The following is a 21,804-nucleotide window of genomic DNA, read 5'->3' on the forward strand; positions in this document are numbered from 1 at the left end:
GGCCGTCCCCTATGCCGATGTCTGGAATTCGGCTCTCCGTCGTGGATGCGATCTTCTGCGCGCTAACCACGAAACATTCCCTCGCCAAAACTGTCTCTTTCCTTAGCAGGATCAATCGCTTATTTGCAGCTAGTCTTAGCGTGGAGTAAGCGACAGCCGGGCGTTCTGCCTGGCATAAGGAATCAAATGAAGAGGCTCGTTGTCGTGATGGCAGTGCTGGCATTGGTGGTGGGTTGTACAACTAATGCAAGAACGCATGCCGTGCGTGGGGTCAGTGGTATCGAGATCGATTGCTCAGGGCTGGGGTCGGGATGGGAGAGGTGCCAGAAGCGTGCAGGTAAAGAATGCAAAGGCGCGGGCTACAAGGTCGTGGCCAGGTCCGACGACGCCAAGGAAGAGCAAGAATTTCTCTTCGGCTTCAATCCTGCGGGCTTGACTACGCGGACGATGCTGGTTATCTGCAGGTGAGTGGGCTAACAGTTCGCTTAGAAAGCGGCGGCCTATTAAGCACGCGTTTTATCAATTGGGTGCATTTCGGGTTATAAGAAATTATTCTTAAAACTGAAAATGCTGAGATATCATAGCCTCCACCGATGGCATGATTACCAGTTCCAGCTAATGAAAAAGTGACGAGAAAAGTGTAAAATAATAATTTTATAATAATTTTTGTACCTATGTACGTTTTATACTTTGTTTTTCATTAGGAGCGCTTAATGAAGGTTTTGGTTCTGGGTGCGAATGGTTTTATCGGGGCTAGGCTTGTAGATCGCTTGATAGAAACTGGTCATGAAGTAAAAATATTAACTAGATCTCAGGGTAAAACTAAAAATCCTAATGCGAAAATTTTTATCGGTGATCTAAAGGACCCGCAACTTGATGCTGACAGTTTGTTAGATGGCTGCGAAGTGGTTTTTAATTGTGCAGGCGAGATACGTAATGAAGCACTGATGCGCGAGCTTCACGTCGATTCTACAAATCGTTTATTAAAAATTGCTTCTAAAAAAGCGGCTGAGAACAAAATAATACATTGGGTTCAATTAAGTAGCGTTGGCGCATATGGGTCTGTGCCTGATGTGGACCGAGTTGTAACTGAAGAGACAAAAGTCAATCCAAAAGGCGAATACGAGATTACCAAAACTATCGCCGATAAAAACATTATGTCCATGTCCAAGGATGGTGGTTTTACATATTCAATATTACGACCCTCTAATGTATTTGGGCCTGAGATGCCAAACAATTCAATCAGGCAATTAATCGGGGTCGTAAGGCGACGATTATTTTTTTACGTCGGTTTTAATGAACCCATTGTGACATATGTTCATGTGGATGATGTAGTTAGTGCTCTGGTTTTGTGTGGGTTCGACAAGCGAGCAAAAGGCGAAATTTTCAATATTTCAAACGATTGTTCATTGAGAGAGTTGATTGAGGGGATTGCCCTTTCGCTTTCCGTCCCGGCGCCATCCCTTAGAATACCAAAAATTTTGATTCGGTCTGCAGTCGCGGTGCTGTCTGTGGTTACGAAAGGATTTATTACACAGGAAAGGGTTAATGCGTTAACTTCCAGGACACGATATCCAGCAACAAAGTTAAAGCAAAAATTAGGTTTTGAGCCTGCGAAATATGTTCCTGAATACATCGCTAAAATTTGAGAATTTATTTTTCGATTTAAGAGGGGGTTTGTGTGGTAGACAGGAAGCTTAAGATCGTCAGGGTTTCTACCGTTCCGTTTTTTATTGTTACGCAGCTAAGTGCGACCATTAAGGCGCTCAAAGACTCGGGAGCTGGTGTAACTGTTATATCCAGTGATGATGATTTGGGTGGTGAGTTACGAGAATTGGTCGGATCGGATTTCATCCCAGTGAAGATGGTGCGTGAAATAAATCCAGTTCAAGATTTGTTTTCATTAATTCTGCTAGTGAAAATTTTCAGACAAGGTGAGTTCGATATTGTGCACTCGACAACGCCTAAAGCCGGGCTCCTTTGCGCTATCGCGGGGAAAATCGCCGGCGTGAAAATTCGATTGCATACGTACACTGGGCAGCCTTGGGTAACGATGCAGGGTGTGAAAAGGCATCTTTTGAAATTTTGTGATCGTGTCATCGGCTCGCTCAATACTCGTTGCTACACAGATAGTTTTAGTCAGCAGAAATTTTTAGTTGAGCAGAGTGTCATTAAGCGCGAAAAAATAAGTGTTTTGGGCAATGGGTCTTTTGCAGGGGTTGATTTGAGGCGTTTCGATGCCACTCGATTTTCCGAGAGTGAGCGTTCTGCACTGAAGTCTGAACTGAAAATAAATGCTGAAAGCAAAGTTGTTATTTTTGTAGGTCGAATTACAAAGGAAAAAGGAGTATCTGAACTTATTGAAGCGTTTGAGCGTTTGGTTATACAAGGAATAGACCTGCACCTACTCCTTGTAGGCCCCTACGAGCCAGACGGCGCAGCAATAATTGATAACATATCGAATGGTAGCGTTAAAAATCGGATAAAAAATGTAGGCTTCTCAAATATCCCTGAAAAATACATGGCGGTCTCGGATGTTTTATGTCTTCCGAGCTATCGTGAAGGTTTCGGTACTGTAGTTATTGAGGCAGCAGCGATGGGTTTGCCAACAGTAGGTACGTCCATATATGGACTTTCTGATGCGGTTGTAGATGGAGAAACCGGGCTTCTTGTCCCGGTAGGTGATTCGGATAGTCTTGCAGCCTCGATTCGCTCATTAGTAACTGATGAGGTTCTCTTGAAAAATATGTCGAACTCAGCAAGAGAGCGCGCGCAAACGAAGTTTGATAGCAAGTTGTACTCCTCTTTATTAATTGCTGAATATACTGGGCTTGTGAAAAAGTCCTAAAGCTATGCGTGCATAGGCATGTTAGTACAAAAATGTGGGCAAACTATGAATATTTTGATTACCGGGGCTACCGGTTTTGTAGGTCGAGATCTGATCAGCAAATTAGATTCTGATAAAAATTATAAAGTCGTAGCAGCGGTTAGGCGCTCAAATAGTAAGTTAGTCGGGTCTGCCAAGAAGGTTGTCGTCGGCGAGATATCTGAAAGAACTGACTGGTCGGCTGCTCTAGAAAGCGTCGATGTTGTCGTACACTTGGCGGGGCGCGCTCACGTTCTCAATGATGGAAATGATCTTTCGGCGTTCGACCGAATAAACGTCGATGGCACGCTACGGCTCGCAGATCAAGCGTTAAAGTTTGGAGTAAAGCGTTTTATCTTTGTTAGTTCAATTGGTGTCAATGGCTCGCAAACTCACGGCGAAGCTTTCACCGAGTGTTCCGCTGTGGCACCGCATGCAGTATATGCAGAATCAAAAAGGAAAGCTGAAGAGCTATTAAGAAGCAAGCTTGAAGGTAGTACGATGGAGCTTGTGGTGATACGTCCGCCACTAGTTTACGCCGCTACTGCACCTGGAAATTTTCAACGGCTTCTAAAGTTGGTGTCCTCGGGCATACCCCTGCCTTTTGCTATCACAGACAATAAAAGAAGTATGGTTTCTTTAAATAACCTGACTGATTTTATTTCATTGTGTATTGAGCACCCAGCGGCAGGGGGCGAGACGTTTCTGATCTCTGATGGCATAAGTGTTTCAACAAAGGAAATTGTTACTTTGTTAGCTGAAGGTATGGACATCAAGGCAAGATTGTTCCCCTTACCGGATTGTCTTGCTCGCCTTGCTTTTACCATCCTGCGAAAGCCAACAATTTATACGCAGTTGTTCGGTTCGCTGGTTATCGACTCATCCAAAGCTCGGACTCTTTTAGGGTGGGTGCCTGTCGAACACGCTTCAAAAGCGTTAAAGGAGTCGGGTTTTGCTTACAAACACACGCAAAGTCACGTTTTGGAGCGGACAAGCTAACGATTGTAGGGCTCATGCTCTGGACGAATATTTTTTGAGAGGAGGAACGGCGAAAAATTTTTATAAGCAGGGGGCTCGTTAGCGCCTTTGGGAATGAGTGGTTTGCACTCTGACCGGCGAAATCTGTAGGCCCGTGATGACTCTCCTGGATGTGGTGCGGAATATACGTTTCCGTTTCCGGCCATCCCGCCTTTTGTCTACCATCTCGACGAAAAACGTGCCATGGATTAAGTCAAGGTCCGGGCTGTTCAAATCCTGTCGAACATGCTAAAACAACTGAAGTACCGATCTAGCTGCTTGAAAAAGAAGGGAAAAAAATGACGAAGTCGGAGTTGATCGAACGAATTGTCACCCATCAAGGGCTACTCTCATCGAAAGACGTGGAGCTAGCCATCAAGACCATGCTTGAACAAATGTCCCAGTGCCTAGCGACGGGGGATCGAATCGAGATTCGTGGATTTGGTAGTTTTTCATTGCACTATCGGGCACCTCGAGTCGGGCGTAATCCAAAGACCGGTCAGTCCGTGAGCCTGGATGGAAAATTTGTACCTCATTTCAAGCCTGGTAAAGAGCTGAGAGATAGGGTGAATGAGGAAGAAGAGGATGGGCTCTGAGGGAGGGAGCGTTTCAATGCGAAATATCAAACGCATACTTCAGGTAATCCTCGTGCTAACGCTGATTTTGATATCTATCGCGTTCGTGCTGGAAAATGGAGAATCTACGTCTTTAATGTTCTTCGGTTGGTCGACTCCGCAATTGCCATTAGCGGCCTACATTATTTCGGTTTTTCTACTCGGAATGGCGATTGGTCCTGTTCTTTTTTGGTTTGCAAGACGTAGGCCTCACAAGTTGAGCTAGTGTGCAAGGTTGAACTACTGTCACTTTTTTGGCGCGATGGGTTGATTTACCGTTTCGATCGCTGGAATAATCTTATCGAGCTTAGTCGTAAAGAAAAGCAGCCCGAAAGCTGTCCATAGGTTCTCTTACTGTAGTTAGTGACAAAGGTATAGGTAGTATGCAGAGTAGTAATGAGAATGGTCGAGCATCTGAAGTCGATTTTTTCGATATCGCGACAGTGCTATGGAAAGGGAAGCGATTGATCGTTGCTCTAACATTGTTAGCCGGATTGATAGCTTTGGCCGTAGCGTTTTTAAGCACGCCCGTTTATGAAGTAAAGTTCGGAATCGCCCCCCCGACTATAAACGATGTAGCAAATTTGAACTATGGGCGTACTCGTGAGTCTGAATTAGCGCCTTACACCGTTAAAGATGTTTATGACGTATTTTTGCATAACCTGCAGTCAGACTCATTGCGCCAATCGTTTTTTGCAAGTGTTTACCTTGCATCACAAGATGGCTCAGATCCGAAAAAAATAGATAAAAATCTATATGAGAATTTTTATAAGCGCCTGACTATAGCGCCGGTAGGTAAAGATATCGATGACCGTTGGATCGTTTCGTTGCAAGAAACCGACCCGGTAAAAGCTGCTGAGTTACTAAGCGCATATGTGGCCCAGGCAGGCGAAGCTGCAAAACAAGAGGTTGTACGCAATGCCCGTGCCGAAGCCTCAGTAAGAGCTCAAGTATTGAATTCCCAAATCAATACGTTGCGTGAGAGCGGAAAAAAACAACGCGAAGACACTATTTTCCGATTACGCGAGGCTCTCAATGTCGCTAAATCCATAAATTTGGACAAGCCACCAATATTTACCGTTGATCGCTCTGCTGAAATGTCGGGCGATATGGGGGCGAATCTTACTTATATGAGGGGGAGCAAGGCACTGGAAGCCGAGCTTGTGAATCTCGAAACACGTGAATCCGATGATCCGTTCATAAAGGAACTCCGTGGAATAGAAGAAAAACTGGCGTATTACAAAAGTCTTGAAACCGCTCCAGATCATGTGAAAGTGTATCGTCAAGATGGTGTAGTCAGCCAGCCAAGTTCCCCGATTAAACCTAAGAAGCTCCTAATTTTAATTGTTGGTTTGATTGCCGGTGCAGCTATTGGCAGCGCTATCGTTCTAACGCGCTATTTTGTCCGTCGTCGCGTAGCCCGAGCGTAAGTCGTCAACGAGGGTTGGTCTTGTCCTTGTCGTATTATTTTTCCAATCGTTTTGGAAAGGCAAACCCTCGTAATTATCCATGGGCGCAGAAATAAACAACTTTGAAAAGCCATGTATTCAGTTGCCAGGTGTCTTTGTCTAAATAGTCGTCCTTGCGGGGTACGCAGACTTGTCCCGCTCGGGTCGGCGTGTACGATAAATCCATTTGGCGCGTCCTAGCATTCAGCCTCGGCCTCAGTCTGTAAATAAAAATCTTTCTTATTTGCTTGCTCTTTGTTGCGCGCGCCCAAAAGTCAATACCTTCTACCGACCGTACGTCCTGCATTTCGCCAAGGTCAGTGCGTGTTTCTATCATAGATTGTAAAATTCATTCATCCTGGCCTGTGGTTCATCGCGTCGAGCGCAATGGCCTTTGTCGTGCTTGGCGCGGCATGTACAATTGCTTTCGGCTGGGCAGCGGGATTTTCCATCGTCCCCATCGCCTCCATTGCTATTTACCTGATTGACGCAGGTCTGCGGTGACGGCACACCGCCACCGATTATGAATTGACGCCAGTTGTTCGGTGCGTTTTGACCTTTAATTTTTTGGATAGCAAACATGAAAAAAGAAGGTTAAAATAAAATGTTCTAACATTGGGCAGTGCGCTGATTTAATGATTTGCAGTATTTGAGTGAGAAAATAATGGTTGATGTTGATTATCTAGTTTCGGTTGTAATACCAACACATAACAGATCGCAATACGCTATTTATTGCATTGAAAGCTTGCTTGATATTGATTCAGATCTTCTTCAAGTTGTCGTGCATGATACGAGCAACGATAGCTGCGAGTTGGCGCAATGGGCGAAAGAGAGACTAGATAAACGATTGACTTATGTTCATTGGAAAGATCGTCTTTCAATGACAGAAAACCATGAAAGAGCAATGAGTCTTGCAACGGGAGAGTATATTTGCTTGATCGGCGATGACGATAGTGTCTCCGAGCGAATCATAGAGGTAGCAGCCTTTGCTAAGAGTAAAGGTATAAAGATGATTACTCCTAAGGTTAAGGCATTATATTACTGGCCCGACTTCCGTACTAAAATGTACGGCGCTGCTCATGCCGGGCGTGTCTACTTAGGCGAGTTCAATCAAAGAATTGAATATATGGGCAGCCTTGAAAACCTAGATGTAGCATTACAGAATGCTTGCCAAGGTACGGACGCGCTTCCAAAACTTTATCATGGATTGGTTCATCAATCTTTGATCAACGATTTGCGCGGCTCTAATGGCCAGGTATTTTTTGGTACTAGTCCAGATATGTCAGCGTCCGTGGGGCTCAGCCTACTTGGGCATGAGTATGCACTCATCGATCTGCCTTTTACTATGCCAGGTGGCGCAGGGGGTAGTAATAGCGGGCGTAGTGCAGCGGGTAAGCACAAAGGTGATCTTAAGAGCGACCCTCATATTGCGCCTTTCAAAAATCTCGAATGGCCTGAAATTATTCCTCACTTCTTTAGCGTAGAAACAGTTTGGGCGCATGCCGCTTGGGCTACTTTAAATGGTGTCGGCGGATCTGAGCAGTTAAAGAAGTTTAATTTGGCTCGCTTATACGCCCTTTGCGTTTGGGGTCATAGAGATTATATCTCTACAACGCGTCAGGCTCGACGGGCCGCGGTTGAACAGGGCTATCTTAGAGTAAGTCGTTTGGATGTCTTTAAGGAACTCTTTGTTGTGGTTTCAAGACATATAGCAATGCGTTTTAAGCGTTTATTGAAGCCTTCTGCGAGCAATGGTAGAGAGGTTTTAGCCGTGGTTCCAGACGTACGACTGGCTCGCCATGAATTGGACATGAATTTGCGTAATAGGATAAAAACTACTCTGTAAGAAAGTCGCTAAGAAGTAGAGCTTGAATTTCATGGAATATGAAAAGTGAAAAGTATTAGAACGCTTTTTTTGGCAAGTTTTTCAGGGAGAGTGATATTTGCCGCTTCAAGTTTGATTTCATTGCCGTTACTTACAAGGAGTTTAGGTGCAGAGGCTGTTGGTTTAATCGGCTTCTTTACGTCTCTTCTCATGGTGTTGATGGTGCTGGAAGGTGGTTTGACGAGTAGTATCATTCATCGATTGGCATCTTCAATTCGATGCGAGCATTACGCGCCAAAGAGATACAAGAAATCAACCAAGATTTTGATAAAAACATATTTTTCATTGTTTTTAGTTTTGGGTCTGGTTGTGATGTTGGTAGTTTGGATGGGGGCTGAGATTATTAGCAACCACTGGCTCAGTTTTGAAACGTTGTCGCATGCAGACGTTGTAGAATCGATTCACTGTATGGCTATTTTTATTGGGTTGAATTTACCAATACTTGTGCTGCAGGGTGTATTCGTTGGTCGCGAATTGCAACCAGTGCTCAATGCCATTTACATACCGTACTCGATCGCCAGAACACTGGGTGTCGTGCTTTTACTGCAAGTGATGCCTTCAGGCGCAACCATTACTGCATACTTCAATATTCAAGTGGCTGTTCAGAGCATCTACTTGTTAATGTTGCTTGCTGTGCTTTATAAAAGTATAGGTTTCAATCCGTTTGTGAGAGGGTTTAAGCTAGTCGTATTGAAAAAAGGTGTTAGATTTAGTGGGGGGGTATTGCTGATATCGCTGACGTCAATTATAGCCGTTCAATACGATAAGGTTTACCTGAGTGGCAATGTTGGTCTTTCGGATTATGCTGCTTATACTCTCGCGGCGACACTTGCCGGTGTTCCTTATATATTTTCTACTGCATTTAGCGCAGTTCTGTTCCCTCGGTTTTCCAAAAGCTTTGCAGGCGATAACAAGGCTGAGCTTGAAAGAGTGTTCCGCTCAGCGTTTTCGATTATTGCGCTGGTGATGTCCGTTTTGTGCGGCTGTATTTACTGGTTATCTGATGGCTTATTGCACATTATTTTTGACGCGCAGTTAGCTGATAAAATAAACGCAATCCTACCACTGTTGATCATTGGTACGGCGCTTCAGTCTTTATCGATAGTTCCTTTTTCACTCCAGTTGGCGATGAAGTGGACGCAGCTTGCTTTTAAGTTAAACCTGGTCTGTGTTTCTATCATGCTTGTTGCTCTTCCATTTTTGGTCGAATTTTATGGAGTCTTAGGCGCCGCCTATATGTGGGTGGTTTACAATATAGTCTCGATAGTGCTGACGTGTTTCTTTTTAATTAGGAAATTGCCCTATCTATCTGGCACTCTGATGGTGGTGGCACGAATCGTAATTTCGATGATAGTTCTATGCTGGTTGGCTTTTAGCCTGCTTGACTATCTGTTGTTTTGGTCGATGTCTTCAATTTACTTGGTAGGAGTGCAAGTTTTGCTAAGTGGGCTAGTCTTGCTTGCAGGCGCATATCTCTACAGAAACCAATTGAAAGATTTTAACTGAAGCCATGCTAGGTCTTTTAACGGTCGCAACATAGTCAGTGGGTGATAACTATGAAAATATTGGTTTTGGGTGCTACCGGGATGCTAGGTAGCATGATGTACAAGCAGCTTTTCGCAGACGAGCGATATGACGTTTGGGGGACCACGCGCAGCCCATCAGCGCTCACAAGCTTTTCTGAGGCTGAGAGAACGAATCTTCTTTCGAACGTCGATGTGTTAGATTCCGATCAGCTGATTTCAGTATTCAGCAAGATAAGGCCCGATGCAGTGATTAACTGTGTTGGGTTAATCAAACAGTTGTCGACGGCTAAAGACCCAATGTCGGTATTGCCAATAAACTCTTTGTTGCCACATAGACTGGCCAAACTGTGTGAGCTATGTAGCTCGCGGTTGATTCAAATTAGCACTGATTGCGTATTTTCTGGTCGAAAAGGGATGTACGTTGAGAGCGATATATCTGATGCGGAGGATATCTATGGCAAATCCAAGTATTTAGGTGAGGTGGTCGACTCAAAATCAGTTGTTACTTTAAGGACGTCTATCATTGGTCATGAGCTCAATAGTACTTACTCTTTAGTCGATTGGTTTTTGAGTCAGTCTGAAAGTGTAAAGGGATTTGCGAAAGCTATTTTCTCAGGGTTGCCCACTGTAGAACTGGCACGAGTTGTGCGGGAATTCGTTTTGCCGAATGTTGAGCTCAGCGGGCTTTATCAAGTCGCGGCTAATCCAATAGACAAGTTTTCGCTTCTAAGTCTTATTTCATCTGCCTATGAAAAGAAAATAGAAATTGTCAGGGATGAAAATCTGATCATTGATCGATCGCTGGACCCTTCCAAGTTTCAAGCTGCTACAGGTTATGTTGCACCATCTTGGGCAGAACTAATCGATTACATGTATCGTACCCGCTGATAGAGTCTGGAGAATCTATGTTCGATAATAAAGTATTAATGATTACTGGTGGTACTGGTTCCTTCGGGAATACTGTGCTTAAGCGCTTTCTAGATACCGCTGTAAAAGAAATTAGAATTTTCAGCCGGGATGAGAAAAAACAAGAAGATATGCGCATCGCGTTGGGGAACGATAAAGTAAAATTCTATATCGGTGATGTTCGCGACTATTCCAGCATTGAGCAGGCTCTCTCGGGCGTTGACTATATCTTCCACGCCGCGGCGTTAAAGCAGGTGCCGTCCTGCGAGTTTTTTCCTATGGAGGCAGTAAAAACCAACGTTCTCGGTACTGAGAACGTATTAAATGCGGCGATCGCTTGTGGTGTTGAACGCGTAGTTGTTCTGAGTACTGATAAAGCGGTCTATCCAATTAATGCCATGGGTATATCAAAAGCGATGGCGGAAAAGCTGGTCATTGCTAAGTCCAGGATGATACCTACAACGTCAAAAACCGTAATTTGCGCAACAAGGTACGGTAATGTAATGGCTTCCAGGGGGTCCGTGATTCCCTTATTTGTGAATCAACTTAAAAGTGGAGCTCAGTTAACAGTCACAGATCCCAATATGACTAGGTTTTTAATGTCGCTAGAAGACTCTGTTGATCTGGTTTTGCATGCCTTTGAGCACTCAAAACAAGGCGACATATTCGTTCAAAAAGCTCCCGCTTCCACCGTAGCTGATCTTGCAACTGCCTTGATAGAATTGTTTAAGAAAAAAGCGGATATTAAAGTTATCGGTACGCGACATGGTGAGAAGCTTTACGAGTCTTTAATTTCTCGTGAAGAAATGGCCAAGTCAGAGGATATGGGTAAGTATTACAGAATTCCAGCGGATAACAGAGATTTAAATTATGAAAAGTACTCCTCTAATGGAGAGGAGCAAGTGTCTGTTCTAGATGATTATACTTCTCATAATACGCATCGCCTTTCTGTTGAAGAAATAAAGGATGTGCTTCAAAAATTGGATTACATTAAAGCTGAGTTGGCTACCGGGAAGTAAGTGAGTTGTGGTTGAGCAGTAAAACTGTCGTTACTGCTCGCCTGAAGGCGACCAAATAAAATGAGTTATATATGATCGATGCGAGCGATGTAGTGAAGATGGTATATGCCGAGGTTAGTGTTGTTATTCCTTGCTATCGTTGTGTTGACTCGATAAAGCGAGCTCTAACTTCGGTATACGAGCAAACGCTCAGACCCTTTGAAGTACTATTGGTCGACGATTATAGTAGTGATGGCACTTTGGGTTTTTTGTATCAGTTGAAAGATCAATTTCCTGAAAACTGGATCAAAGTGATTGCCCTGCCTCATAATATGGGTCCCGCTTCCGCTCGGAATGCAGGGTGGGAATGCGCGACTCAACCTTTTGTAGCATTTTTAGATTCAGATGACAGTTGGCATCCACAGAAAACAGAAATTCAGTTGGCGTGGATGAGAAATAACCCTGATGTCAGTATTACTGGGCAAGATTGTATTGCCATTCTTGAAGAGCCCAGTGACGGTAAGCGTCCCATCAACAACATTACATTTCATGAGGTTTCTGGCAGTCAGTTGCTTGCGTCAAACAGGTTTTCCACCTCGTCGGTAATGGTGGTTTCCTCATTGTCGATTAGATTCTTCAGCGGGAAAAGATATTGCGAAGACTATCTTCTTTGGTGCCATGCTAAGTTTGCGGGCCACAAATGCTATCGATATCTCTCGCCATTGGCCTATTCTTATAAACCACGCTATGGCGATTCCGGTCTAAGCGGTAATTTGTGGCGAATGGAGCGTGGCGAGCTATTTGTCTATAATTTTCTTTTTAGACAAAAAATGATAGGCCTAGGTGCCTATGTTACGTTTGGTTTGTGGTCTATTATCCGGTTTGCGCGTCGTACACTGAAAGTAACCTTAGGCATGAATAATCTATGATTTATTTGATAGGTTGGACATTGATTTTTACAGTGCTGACTCTATCGGAGCTTACGGGCAACAGGTTCCGTTCACCAATATTACTCCTACTTGTTTTTTTTACAATGGTTTCTGTATTGAGAGGCGACGTAGGGACCGATACAAATACGTACGAGTTTCTTGTAGGAGGACTTGCCGATAACAGTGACTCAAGCGGCATGGAACCAGGATTTATAGGTGTTTCGAAAGTTCTGTTTAGCATATTCGATAGTCCAGTGATGGTGGTAAGATTCTTCTCCTTGATTTTTTTTGGTTTGTTGTTTTTTTATATAGCTAGATCAAATAAGAACGAACGATTCATGTTTTTGGCTTATATTGCGCCTGCTTTTATTTATCAATACAGTATGAATGTCATAAGGCTTGGAGTTGCATCCGGGATGCTGATTTTAGCGGCTCAGTATTACAATCGCAGAAGAATGAAAAGTTCGGCAGCTTTTGCAATCGGCGCCGTTTTATTTCATTATTCAATTATGTGCTCATTTGCAGTGATTTGGCTCAGTCAAATGCGATGGAGCCGTGTCTCAACGGTGCTGGCTGGTTTGTTATGTTCGACGTTGATGTTGGCTATCGTTTACGTCAATATGGATTATTTTCAATTGAAATTGGCGTCTTACCAGGGTTTCAGCGCGCCAGGCGAATCATCAGGTTTAAGTAAGTTGGTGGTTTTGCTCGTGTTGGTGCTAGGTGTTTTGTTTAGTAATTTATCGAGATCTGATAAAGGGAAGTTGTCTGTTTTGGGGGTCGGGTTTGGGGCTTTTTTTTGGCTCCTCTCGTCCTATACTTATGCCGGGCTACGATTTCTCGATTTGCTTTCGTTTGCTCTGCCATTTGCCATGTTGATCACTTATAATCGAAGTCAATTAGAATTTAATTTTGCTGTCAAGTCTAGTTTGATGTTGTCTGGGTTGGTGGGTGCCCTAAGTGCATTCAAGAATTTTCTTTCGGAGGATGGGATGGGGCCATCTCCTTTCCTGCCATATACGATCAATTTGATCTTTGAGCTTCTTTAAATGAATAATATAGCCAATTTTAGACTGCACGTACAAAACTCAAATTTGATTTTGTTCGACTGTGAAGTCGCTATTTTATTACCGAACGTGGTAAATAATGCCGCAGCATATTTTTCGGAAGCTCTTAGATGACTAGTTTATATTGGATATTGCCGTTTACACTCATTGGTGCGTTGATTGGGACGGCCTTGTTACGTCGTTATGCGCTTTCGAATAGTTTAATTGATATCCCCAACTCTAGGAGCTCTCATACTTTGCCTACTCCAAGAGGTGGAGGGGTCGCTATTGTCGTTTCTTTCATCGTTAGCACGATTATACTGGGTATTACCGGTTTTTTGCCTTTGTCTATCGTTTGGGGTCTGGTAATACCTGGTGCGTTGGTAGCGTTGATTGGGTTTCTTGATGATCATGGGCATGTGGCAGCTCGTTGGCGGCTATTGGGCCACTTTACGGCGGCTGCAGTGGCCATGTATTTTCTGGGTGGCCTACCTGTACTGCAGTTTTTTCGTCTATCCCTAGATTTGGGTTGGTTTGGCTACGGCGTCGGCGCTGTATTTCTAGTTTGGTTGTTAAATCTCTACAATTTTATGGACGGTATTGATGGGCTTGCAAGTTTAGAGGCAATATTTGTCGCTATAGGTGGAGCGCTGTTATATGTTTTGACAGGCAATTCAGAGGGTGTATGGTTGCCCATTACCCTTGCTTTGTCTGTTTCTGGATTTTTGTATTGGAATTTTCCTCCTGCCCGTATCTTCATGGGGGACGCCGGAAGCGGATTTCTGGGCATTACCTTAGGCGTTCTTTCGCTTCAAGCTGCCTTGACAAGTCCTGTGCTATTGTGGTCGTGGTTAATTCTTCTGGGTGTATTCATTGTTGATGCTACCTGCACACTTTTTGTTCGCTTGCTTCGGGGTGAAAAGGTTTACGAGGCGCACCGAAGTCACGCCTACCAAATTGCATCTCGCCGAACGGGTAGTCATCGCCGAGTAACCCTGGCAGTTGTGTGCATTAATTTCATATGGTTATTGCCTCTAAGTGTGTTGGTGAGCTTGGGGCTGCTGGATGGAGTTCTCGGCGTTGTGATCGCTTATGTACCATTGGTCGTGGTGGCATTGCGGCTCAAAGCTGGTCAACGAGACATCTGACTTATCGTTTGCCCTTTGTCCCCGATTAGTGTTGCTGTTATAGGCGCTGATGGGTTGAATAGGTTTGAGATAAATGCAGTTGGGCCTTAAGCTAACACTCTGCTTTATTTGAAAAGGATATTGAAATGCTTCGACAATGGCTGCTTCAGCTGCCTCGGCGAAAAAAACGGCTGATGCAGGTTGTGACAGATTTGGTTTTGGTGTGGATGGCGCTTTGGTTGGCGTTTGTCGTTCGCCTTGGCATAGACGAATTGGTCAACCCGCTTAGAGACCATCTATGGCTATTTGTCAGTGCCTCATTGATCGCGATCCCTCTGTTCATCCGGTTCGGGTTGTATCGCGCCGTTTTGCGTTATTTCGGGAATGACGCGCTGATTGCCATCGTCAAAGCTGTCACTTTGTCGTCATTGATACTAGGAATAGTCGTCTACTGGTATAGTAATCACCAAAATGTCGTCCCGCGTTCGATCATTTTCAACTATTGGTGGTTGAGTCTGATCATGATCGGTGGCCTGCGTTTGGCAATGCGCCAGTACTTCCTGGGCGACTGGTTCAGTGCTGCTCAGCACGTACCGTTTACCAGTCGTGACGATGGGCTCCCGAGAGTCGCTATTTACGGTGCGGGGGCGGCTGGTAACCAGCTTGTAGCCGCCTTGCGAATGGGGAGAGTGATGCGCCCTGTCGCGTTCATAGATGACGATAGCGGAATTGCCGATCGAGTGATTTCCGGATTGCAGGTTTACAAGCCTAAACATATCCAGCAGATGATCGATAACACGGGCGCTCAGGAGATTCTCCTCGCGATCCCGTCGGCCAACCGCGGTCGGCGCCGCGAGATCCTTGGCTACCTTGAAGGTTTCCCTCTTCACGTTCGCAGCGTTCCAGGTTTTATGGACTTGGCAAGTGGTCGGGTGAAAGTCGATGACATTCAAGAAGTTGACATCGCGGATTTGTTGGGACGTGACGCGGTCCCGGCTCAAGCTGACTTACTCGCACATTGTATTGCTGGCCAGTCTGTTCTTGTAACTGGAGCAGGTGGGTCCATTGGATCTGAGTTATGTCGCCAGATTCTTGCTTTGCGCCCAACTACTCTTTTGCTGTTCGAGCATAGTGAGTTCAATCTTTATAGCATTTTGTCAGAACTCGAACAGCGAATTGCTCGTGAGTCTTTGTCTGTGCGGCTTTTGCCCATTTTGGGTTCGGTGCGTAATCAAGAAAAGTTGTTAGACGTGATGAAAACATGGCATGTAGATACTGTTTATCACGCGGCGGCATACAAACACGTACCAATGGTCGAGCATAATATAGCCGAAGGCGTTCTGAATAATGTGATTGGTACGCTGAATACCGCTCAAGCCGCACTAAGGGCTGGAGTGGCCAATTTTGTATTGATCTCGACGGACAAAGCCGTACGACCTACAAATGTTATGGGGAGCACCAAGCGCCTCGCTGAGCTGACACTTCAGGCGCTGAGCCGAGAAATTGCACCAGTATTGTTTGGTGATACCACTAACATCTCCCACGTGAACAAAACTCGCTTCACTATGGTACGTTTTGGCAATGTTCTGGGTTCATCAGGTTCAGTAATTCCGCTTTTCCACAAGCAGATCAAGTCCGGTGGGCCGCTTACAGTCACGCATCCAAAAATCACTCGTTACTTCATGACCATTCCGGAAGCCGCACAACTTGTCATTCAAGCGGGTTCTATGGGCCAAGGTGGTGATGTTTTTGTGCTGGATATGGGCGAGCCGGTAAAAATTGTTGAACTTGCCGAGAAGATGATCCATTTATCTGGTTTAAGCGTTCGTTCAGACAAAAACCAACATGGAGATATCTCCATCGAGTTCACGGGGCTGCGCCCCGGCGAGAAGCTCTATGAGGAACTGTTGATTGGTGACAACGTAAGCGCGACGCAACATCCGATGATCATGAGTGCCAATGAAGATCATCTACCTTGGGAAATTCTCAAGTCAAAGCTGACTGAGCTGCTTAGCGCTGTTGAACACGATGACTACACACGTGTCCGCCAACTCCTGCGCGAAACCGTCAGCGGCTACACCCCCGACGGCGAAATCGTCGACTGGATCTACCAGCAACGTCGCCTCGAACCCTGATTGTTTCACATCCAGCAACAGACACATTTTTGACACCCTCCCCACATCGCCTAACGTTGAGGAAGCAGCTGCGGAAAAGCTGCTTCCTCAACCGATGTCATGGAGCGTCATTTATGCGTACAGGCTATTTCTACTCCCTTGTTTTTGCCCTGCTCACCAGTGCTTCTATCACCGCCAATGCAGCGCCTGCGGCCAAGCCGGAGGCATCCAAGGCTACGGTGGCTATGGAGGCTTCGGCGGGTGTGGAATCAGGCAAGGTGAATCTCAATAAGGCTGATGCGCCGACCTTGCAGCGTAAGTTGTCCGGTGTGGGGGAGGCCAAGGCCAAGGCGATTGTTGCGTATCGTGAAGCTAATGGGCCGTTTGCCTCCACCGAGGAGTTGCTCGAGGTGAAGGGGTTCGGCAAGGCGCTCCTGGATAAGAATCGCGAGAAGCTTCAGGTGAACTAAGCTTGTAAATCTGCCTTGGAAGGCCGGTCATTGACCGGCCTTTTTGCTATCTGGCGGAGGGTGAGCGGTTTTGCCTTTCGTCGGCGATCAGAAAATTACGACTATCATATGACGCTTAAATTATGACTATAATAAATGCGATTTCCATGTCGGCGCGCTGACAACCTTGGCGCCTATCCTTTCCTCTGGCATCTCCCAGGAGCAATCATCATGACTTCCATCCCGTCCCAAGGCACAGCCCTCGTCACCGGCGCTTCCTCCGGCATCGGTGCTGTCTACGCGCAGCGTTTGGCTGCGCGTGGTTTTGATTTGTTGTTGGTCGCCCGTGATCAAGGTCGGCTTGACGCGGCGGCGAGTGCGTTGCGTGATGCCCATGGTGTTCAGGTTGAGGTGTTGAAGGCGGATTTGACGCAGAAAGATGACGTGCTGAAGCTTGAGCAGCGTCTTCGCAGTGATTCGAGTATCAGTCTGTTGCTGAACAATGCGGGGATAGCGGCGGATGGGTTGTTGGCCAATGCCGATCTGGACCAGCTGGAGCGCATGATTCAGTTGAATATCACGGCGGTCACGCGTTTGGCGTCGGCAGCGGCGGCGAGTTTTGCCAAGGCGGGTCGGGGCACGATTATCAATATTGCATCGGTGGTGGCGTTGTTTCCCGAGCGGTTTAATGCGACGTACAGCGCGAGCAAGGCTTATGTGCTGAGTTTGACTCAGTCGTTGAACGCCGAACTCGACGGCACCGGTGTCAAGGTCCAGGCTGTGTTGCCAGGGGTAACACGCACGGAGATCTGGGAGCGTTCGGGTATCGATGCTTCGCAGATTCCGGAGGATATGGTGATGGAGGCGGGGGAGATGGTCGATGCGGCGCTGGCGGGACTGGATCAGGGTGAGTTGGTGACCATTCCTTCATTGCCGGATGCTGGCGACTGGGATGCATTTGTGGCGGCGCGTCTGGTCATGGCGCCTAATCTTTCCAAAAGCAAGGCGGCTGCGCGTTACAAATGACGCGGGCGAACCGGTGTGAGGTGGTGGCGGTATGAGTGATCGTCGAGTGGTAGTGACAGGCATGGGGCTGGTGTCTCCGCTGGGTAGCGGCGTGGAGGCGGTCTGGGCGCGCTTGTTGGCTGGGCGTTCCGGGTTGCGCAATTTGCCGGATGAGGTGGTGGCCGATCTGCCGGCGAAGGTCGGCGGGGCGGTGCAAACCGTTGCGCAGGACCCGGAGGCAGGTTTTGATCCGGATCGGGCAACGGCGCCCAAAGAACAGAAGAAGATGGATCGGTTCATCCTGTTTGCCATGGAGGCGGCGCGCCAGGCGATCGAGCAGGCGGGGTGGCAGGCACAAACAGCGCAAGCCCAGGAGCGTACGGCAACCATCATTGGGTCCGGCGTCGGTGGTTTCGGGGCGATTGCCGATGCGGTGCGTACCACGGACAGTCGTGGGCCGCGACGGTTGTCGCCGTTCACCATCCCTTCCTTCCTGGTCAACCTGGCCGCGGGGCATGTGTCGATCGAGCATGGCTTCAAGGGCCCGCTGGGCGCGCCGGTCACGGCCTGTGCGGCTGGCGTCCAGGCGATTGGCGATGCGGTGCGATTGATTCGTTGCGGCGAGGCGGATGTTGCGGTGTGTGGGGGCGCAGAGGCGGCGATCGATCGGGTCAGCCTTGCTGGCTTTGCGGCGGCGCGTGCGTTGTCCAGCGCTTTCAACGACACCCCGGAGCGCGCTTCGCGTCCGTTCGATCGCGACCGCGATGGCTTTGTCATGGGTGAAGGGGCTGGCCTGCTGGTGGTCGAATCCCTGGAACATGCCTTGGCCCGTGGTGCTCAACCCCTGGCAGAGGTGGTCGGTTATGGCACCAGCGCCGACGCCTATCACCTGACCGCGGGGCCTGAGGATGGCAGCGGCGCACGCCGGGCCATGTCATTGGCATTGGCTCAGGCGGGGATTTTGCCGGAGCAGGTCCAGCATTTGAATGCGCACGCCACTTCGACACCAGTGGGCGACCTGGGGGAGTTGGCAGCCATCAAGGCGCTGTTCGGTTCGCAAAACGGCATTGCAGTGACCTCGACCAAGTCGGCCACCGGGCACTTGCTCGGTGCTGCTGGCGGGATCGAAGCCATTTTCACGCTGCTGGCGATCCGGGACCAGATTGTGCCGGCGACCCTTAATCTCGATAATCCGGACCCGGCCAGCGAGGGCGTGGACATTGTCCGCGGCCAGGCACGACCCATGGCGATCGAGTACGCGCTGTCCAACGGGTTCGGGTTTGGCGGGGTGAATGCCAGCGTGCTATTCAAGCGCTGGGTTGGCTAGTTGTCCGGCTGATTAAGGTGGGTGCGTGTCACCTCGAGGATCTCGGCAGCCAGCTCGGGGTTCTCGACGCTGCGCGATAGCAGCAGTGCGCCGATCAGTGTGGACATGATGACGATGCTGCGTCGCTCGATGTTTTCGCCCTCGAGGGTGCCCTGGATCTGGCGAAGTCGTGCCTGGAGCACCGCGTCTGATGTAGGGCTTGGCTGGCCGCGCATGCCGAGTTCCGAGGACATGGTCGGCAGTGGGCAGCCTTCGTGGGGCGAGGTCTGGTGCCATTCGGACAGGTAGGCGTTGATGAATGCCTCCAGCGGGCGGTCTTGGGAAAATAGCTCGGCGCAGGTGACGTCCACTTGATCCCCGGCGGCCTGCAGCGCTTTTTCCACCAGCTCGTCCTTGGACTTGAAGTGTGAATAAAAGCCCCCGTGGGTCAAGCCCAGCGCTTTCATCAGCGGTTGCAGGCCGGTCGCGCCGATGCCGTCACGGCGAAATCGCACGGAAGCTTCCTTGATGATGCGTTGGTGTGTCTGGGCTTTATGGTCCTGCGAGTAACGCATCTGATATCTCCACATCAATGCGCCATATTAACCAATGAAAATTGGATGGTGACTGTACTTCTATTTCTAAAAAGCATGCAGATGCGTCGAACTTGATCGAACCCCAATGAAATATGGCACGAATAGTGATTACTCATTCACCAACGATTGTTGAACAATCCGGGGTAATGAGTATGAACAGCGGGCTGTCATTGGCCGATCAGATCACACTGGAGTTACGTGGCGACATCATTGGTGGGCGATTGCTGCCGGGCATGTCCCTGGTGGAAAGCGATTTGGTGGCCGCCTATAACGCGTCGCGCAATACCATTCGGGAGGCCTTGCACCGCTTGGGGCAGGAGGGCTTGACCCGCTATGTGCGCAACAAGGGAGTCATGGTGCGCCGGCTGGGGGTTGAGGATGTGCGGGACCTGTTCCGGGTTCGACGCGTGCTCGAGTTGCAGGCCATCGGTGCCAGCCGGCCCCTGCGCGAGTATGAGTCCGACCGCATGCTCGAAGCCCTGGAAGCCGCCGAGTTGGCCCGTGAGCGCGAGGATTGGCGCGCCGTCGGCACCCATGGCCTGGCCTTTCACCAACACATTGTCGGGTTGTTGCGCAGTCCTTTGTTTGACGCGTTCTTCACCAACGTCGTCGCGCAATTGCGCCTGGTGTTCTGCAGCGCCCCCGATGAAGCACGTTTCCAAGCGCCCTGGCTGGCTCGCGATCGGCAGATCCATCAGCTGCTCGCAGAGGGCGACAAGCGTGGGGCCGAAGACGCCATGAACCTGTATCTCGACGATTCCGAACACCTGCTGTTGCAAATGTTTGCCCCTGCTTCCCATCACTGATCGAGGATCTGTGCCATGTACAAAGACTATCCGGCGGCTTATCAAGTCAGCAAAGGCTCGGCCTTGCAGGTGGACAAGGCCTTCTACGAGCGAGTTCGCGACGCGAAGGACGGTCGCACCCTGATCGAGTCATTCGAAGTGCCGATCCGTACTGGTCGTGCCTGGAAAGTGCCAGCCGGGCACGTGTTTCGCGTGACCACGCCGGTCGGGCCGCAGGTGGGGGATTTCAACGTGTGGAACGCCAACGATCCGCGCGAACGCTTGTGGGCGGCGCGGACCCGGCAGTTGCAGGGGGCGCACGTCAGCACCCACGATCGGCTCTGGTCGAACCTGCCATTCTTGCGGCCGCTGGTGACCATCACCGATGACAGCCTTGCCGCGTACGGTATCGACGAACACGGCGGGCGCCTGCACGACTTGCTCGGTACCCGCTGCGATCCGTACGTGAACAAGATGCTCACCGGCGAGGACTTTCACCATCACTGTCATTCCAACCTGACCCGTGCGGTACTGCCTCACGGCCTGACCGAATTCGATGTGCATGACGTGCTGAACATTTTCCAGTGTACGGGGCTGAACCACGACGACATGTACTTCATGAAGGCCTGTCCGGCGCAGAAGGGCGATTACCTGGAGTTCTTCGCCGAAATCGATTTGCTCTGCGCACTGTCGACCTGCCCGGGAGGTGATTTGTCACTGGCCATGTGGGGGCCGGATGCGCAGGATCCGCTGAGCGTGTGCCGGCCGCTGGGAGTGGAGGTGTATCGACTGGATGATGCGTTGCTTGAGGGTTGGAGCCAGCCGGAGCGTGCGGCGTACCAGGGGTTGCATGGGTTGCACATTGCTAAGGCCGATTGGGAAAAGTAGGCGGTGGCTTGCCGGTGAATCAGCTGCCACGCATTATCGTTGGCGACCATCGCGAGCAGGCTCGCTCCTACAGGGGATTGCGTATGGCTTCCGATCAGGCCGGCCGGTCGGCCGCCTCGCTTTTGATTTGATCTGGCTTTTGATTTTCTTGCCCCCCTCCCATCGCGGCGGGCCCTGTAGGATCGAGCATGCTCGCGATGGTCGTCAACGATGACGCTGGGCACCTGAAACCCCTCGGTGCTCTCAGGTTCATCGCGAGCAGGCTCGCTCCTACAGGCTCTTCCAAGTGACTCGCCGTA

20 protein-coding genes are annotated in these 21,804 nt (G+C 48.6%); 19 read left to right on the plus strand and 1 reads right to left on the minus strand.

Features of this window, described 5'->3' with window-relative positions:
* The first annotated feature begins 186 nt into the window (after nucleotides 1–186).
* The 17 genes from PG5_RS28925 to fabF all read left to right on the plus strand — a co-directional run bounded on the left by PG5_RS28925 (nucleotide 187) and on the right by fabF (nucleotide 19,257).
* A complete protein-coding gene (locus tag PG5_RS28925) occupies nucleotides 187–468 on the plus strand; it encodes a hypothetical protein (RefSeq protein ID WP_042955831.1) in 282 nt (93 codons plus the stop codon).
* A gap of 245 nt (nucleotides 469–713) precedes the next feature.
* Nucleotides 714–1,649 carry an NAD(P)-dependent oxidoreductase gene (locus tag PG5_RS28930; protein WP_042955833.1) on the plus strand — a complete coding sequence of 312 codons (936 nt, stop codon included), beginning with the start codon at nucleotides 714–716 and terminating at the stop codon, nucleotides 1,647–1,649.
* Nucleotides 1,650–1,681: 32 nt separating this feature from the next.
* Nucleotides 1,682–2,848 (plus strand): glycosyltransferase family 4 protein, encoded by a 1,167-nt coding sequence (locus PG5_RS28935; protein ID WP_020800634.1) that lies wholly within the window; start codon nucleotides 1,682–1,684, stop codon nucleotides 2,846–2,848.
* A 45-nt stretch (nucleotides 2,849–2,893) separates the two neighbouring features.
* Entirely contained in the window at nucleotides 2,894–3,865 is a 972-nt protein-coding gene (locus tag PG5_RS28940) for an NAD-dependent epimerase/dehydratase family protein (RefSeq protein WP_020800635.1), read from the plus strand.
* A 317-nt stretch (nucleotides 3,866–4,182) separates the two neighbouring features.
* Nucleotides 4,183–4,479, plus strand: coding sequence for an integration host factor subunit beta (gene ihfB, locus PG5_RS28945; protein WP_042955834.1), 297 nt, complete (start codon nucleotides 4,183–4,185; stop codon nucleotides 4,477–4,479).
* Nucleotides 4,480–4,880: 401 nt separating this feature from the next.
* Complete coding sequence (locus PG5_RS28955; protein WP_020800636.1) at nucleotides 4,881–5,927, plus strand: LPS O-antigen chain length determinant protein WzzB; 1,047 nt, start codon at nucleotides 4,881–4,883, stop codon at nucleotides 5,925–5,927.
* A gap of 682 nt (nucleotides 5,928–6,609) precedes the next feature.
* Nucleotides 6,610–7,791 (plus strand): glycosyltransferase family 2 protein, encoded by a 1,182-nt coding sequence (locus PG5_RS28965; RefSeq protein WP_020800638.1) that lies wholly within the window; start codon nucleotides 6,610–6,612, stop codon nucleotides 7,789–7,791.
* A gap of 45 nt (nucleotides 7,792–7,836) precedes the next feature.
* Nucleotides 7,837–9,336: an oligosaccharide flippase family protein gene (locus PG5_RS28970; protein ID WP_020800639.1), complete on the plus strand. Its 1,500-nt coding sequence runs from the start codon at nucleotides 7,837–7,839 to the stop codon at nucleotides 9,334–9,336.
* A 50-nt stretch (nucleotides 9,337–9,386) separates the two neighbouring features.
* Entirely contained in the window at nucleotides 9,387–10,244 is an 858-nt protein-coding gene (locus PG5_RS28975) for an SDR family oxidoreductase (RefSeq protein WP_042955837.1), read from the plus strand.
* A gap of 17 nt (nucleotides 10,245–10,261) precedes the next feature.
* Complete coding sequence (locus PG5_RS28980) at nucleotides 10,262–11,281, plus strand: polysaccharide biosynthesis protein (RefSeq protein WP_020800641.1); 1,020 nt, start codon at nucleotides 10,262–10,264, stop codon at nucleotides 11,279–11,281.
* A gap of 71 nt (nucleotides 11,282–11,352) precedes the next feature.
* Nucleotides 11,353–12,189: a glycosyltransferase gene (locus tag PG5_RS28985; RefSeq protein WP_020800642.1), complete on the plus strand. Its 837-nt coding sequence runs from the start codon at nucleotides 11,353–11,355 to the stop codon at nucleotides 12,187–12,189.
* The gene (locus tag PG5_RS28990) at nucleotides 12,186–13,238 is read left to right on the plus strand and encodes an EpsG family protein (protein WP_020800643.1); all 1,053 of its coding nucleotides are present in this window, start codon (nucleotides 12,186–12,188) and stop codon (nucleotides 13,236–13,238) included. Before PG5_RS28985 ends, PG5_RS28990 begins: the two co-directional genes overlap by 4 nt.
* Before the next feature lie 128 nt (nucleotides 13,239–13,366).
* Complete coding sequence (locus tag PG5_RS28995; RefSeq protein WP_020800644.1) at nucleotides 13,367–14,383, plus strand: glycosyltransferase family 4 protein; 1,017 nt, start codon at nucleotides 13,367–13,369, stop codon at nucleotides 14,381–14,383.
* A 125-nt stretch (nucleotides 14,384–14,508) separates the two neighbouring features.
* Entirely contained in the window at nucleotides 14,509–16,497 is a 1,989-nt protein-coding gene (locus tag PG5_RS29000; RefSeq protein WP_020800645.1) for a nucleoside-diphosphate sugar epimerase/dehydratase, read from the plus strand.
* Between the two features lie 113 nt (nucleotides 16,498–16,610).
* Complete coding sequence (locus PG5_RS29005; RefSeq protein ID WP_020800646.1) at nucleotides 16,611–16,946, plus strand: helix-hairpin-helix domain-containing protein; 336 nt, start codon at nucleotides 16,611–16,613, stop codon at nucleotides 16,944–16,946.
* A gap of 210 nt (nucleotides 16,947–17,156) precedes the next feature.
* Entirely contained in the window at nucleotides 17,157–17,951 is a 795-nt protein-coding gene (locus PG5_RS29010; RefSeq protein WP_020800647.1) for an SDR family oxidoreductase, read from the plus strand.
* A 31-nt stretch (nucleotides 17,952–17,982) separates the two neighbouring features.
* Complete coding sequence (gene fabF / locus PG5_RS29015) at nucleotides 17,983–19,257, plus strand: beta-ketoacyl-ACP synthase II (RefSeq protein WP_020800648.1); 1,275 nt, start codon at nucleotides 17,983–17,985, stop codon at nucleotides 19,255–19,257.
* Here fabF and PG5_RS29020 read toward each other — a convergent pair.
* Nucleotides 19,254–19,811: a TetR/AcrR family transcriptional regulator gene (locus PG5_RS29020; RefSeq protein ID WP_020800649.1), complete on the minus strand. Its 558-nt coding sequence runs from the start codon at nucleotides 19,809–19,811 to the stop codon at nucleotides 19,254–19,256. The genes fabF and PG5_RS29020 overlap by 4 nt on opposite strands.
* A 173-nt stretch (nucleotides 19,812–19,984) precedes the next feature.
* Between PG5_RS29020 and PG5_RS29025 the strand changes: the two genes are divergently transcribed.
* Both PG5_RS29025 and PG5_RS29030 read left to right on the plus strand, forming a co-directional pair.
* Nucleotides 19,985–20,638, plus strand: a complete 654-nt coding sequence (locus PG5_RS29025) for a GntR family transcriptional regulator (RefSeq protein ID WP_020800650.1) — start codon at nucleotides 19,985–19,987, stop codon at nucleotides 20,636–20,638.
* Nucleotides 20,639–20,653: 15 nt separating this feature from the next.
* The gene (locus tag PG5_RS29030) at nucleotides 20,654–21,505 is read left to right on the plus strand and encodes a DUF1989 domain-containing protein (RefSeq protein ID WP_020800651.1); all 852 of its coding nucleotides are present in this window, start codon (nucleotides 20,654–20,656) and stop codon (nucleotides 21,503–21,505) included.
* Nucleotides 21,506–21,804 lie beyond the last annotated feature (299 nt).

The organism is Pseudomonas sp. G5(2012) (assembly GCF_000408945.1).
GTDB lineage: Bacteria > Pseudomonadota > Gammaproteobacteria > Pseudomonadales > Pseudomonadaceae > Aquipseudomonas > Aquipseudomonas umsongensis.

Coding starts and splice junctions, on each gene's coding strand:
- PG5_RS28925 (WP_042955831.1), top strand. CDS start 187: ATGAAGAGGCTCGTTGTCGTGATGGCAGTGCTGGCATTGGTGGTGGGT.
- PG5_RS28930 (WP_042955833.1), top strand. CDS start 714: ATGAAGGTTTTGGTTCTGGGTGCGAATGGTTTTATCGGGGCTAGGCTT.
- PG5_RS28940 (WP_020800635.1), top strand. CDS start 2,894: ATGAATATTTTGATTACCGGGGCTACCGGTTTTGTAGGTCGAGATCTG.
- ihfB (WP_042955834.1), top strand. CDS start 4,183: ATGACGAAGTCGGAGTTGATCGAACGAATTGTCACCCATCAAGGGCTA.
- PG5_RS28955 (WP_020800636.1), top strand. CDS start 4,881: ATGCAGAGTAGTAATGAGAATGGTCGAGCATCTGAAGTCGATTTTTTC.
- PG5_RS28965 (WP_020800638.1), top strand. CDS start 6,610: ATGGTTGATGTTGATTATCTAGTTTCGGTTGTAATACCAACACATAAC.
- PG5_RS28975 (WP_042955837.1), top strand. CDS start 9,387: ATGAAAATATTGGTTTTGGGTGCTACCGGGATGCTAGGTAGCATGATG.
- PG5_RS28980 (WP_020800641.1), top strand. CDS start 10,262: ATGTTCGATAATAAAGTATTAATGATTACTGGTGGTACTGGTTCCTTC.
- PG5_RS28985 (WP_020800642.1), top strand. CDS start 11,353: ATGATCGATGCGAGCGATGTAGTGAAGATGGTATATGCCGAGGTTAGT.
- PG5_RS28990 (WP_020800643.1), top strand. CDS start 12,186: ATGATTTATTTGATAGGTTGGACATTGATTTTTACAGTGCTGACTCTA.
- PG5_RS28995 (WP_020800644.1), top strand. CDS start 13,367: ATGACTAGTTTATATTGGATATTGCCGTTTACACTCATTGGTGCGTTG.
- PG5_RS29000 (WP_020800645.1), top strand. CDS start 14,509: ATGCTTCGACAATGGCTGCTTCAGCTGCCTCGGCGAAAAAAACGGCTG.
- PG5_RS29005 (WP_020800646.1), top strand. CDS start 16,611: ATGCGTACAGGCTATTTCTACTCCCTTGTTTTTGCCCTGCTCACCAGT.
- PG5_RS29010 (WP_020800647.1), top strand. CDS start 17,157: ATGACTTCCATCCCGTCCCAAGGCACAGCCCTCGTCACCGGCGCTTCC.
- fabF (WP_020800648.1), top strand. CDS start 17,983: ATGAGTGATCGTCGAGTGGTAGTGACAGGCATGGGGCTGGTGTCTCCG.
- PG5_RS29020 (WP_020800649.1), bottom strand. CDS start 19,811: ATGCGTTACTCGCAGGACCATAAAGCCCAGACACACCAACGCATCATC.
- PG5_RS29025 (WP_020800650.1), top strand. CDS start 19,985: ATGAACAGCGGGCTGTCATTGGCCGATCAGATCACACTGGAGTTACGT.
- PG5_RS29030 (WP_020800651.1), top strand. CDS start 20,654: ATGTACAAAGACTATCCGGCGGCTTATCAAGTCAGCAAAGGCTCGGCC.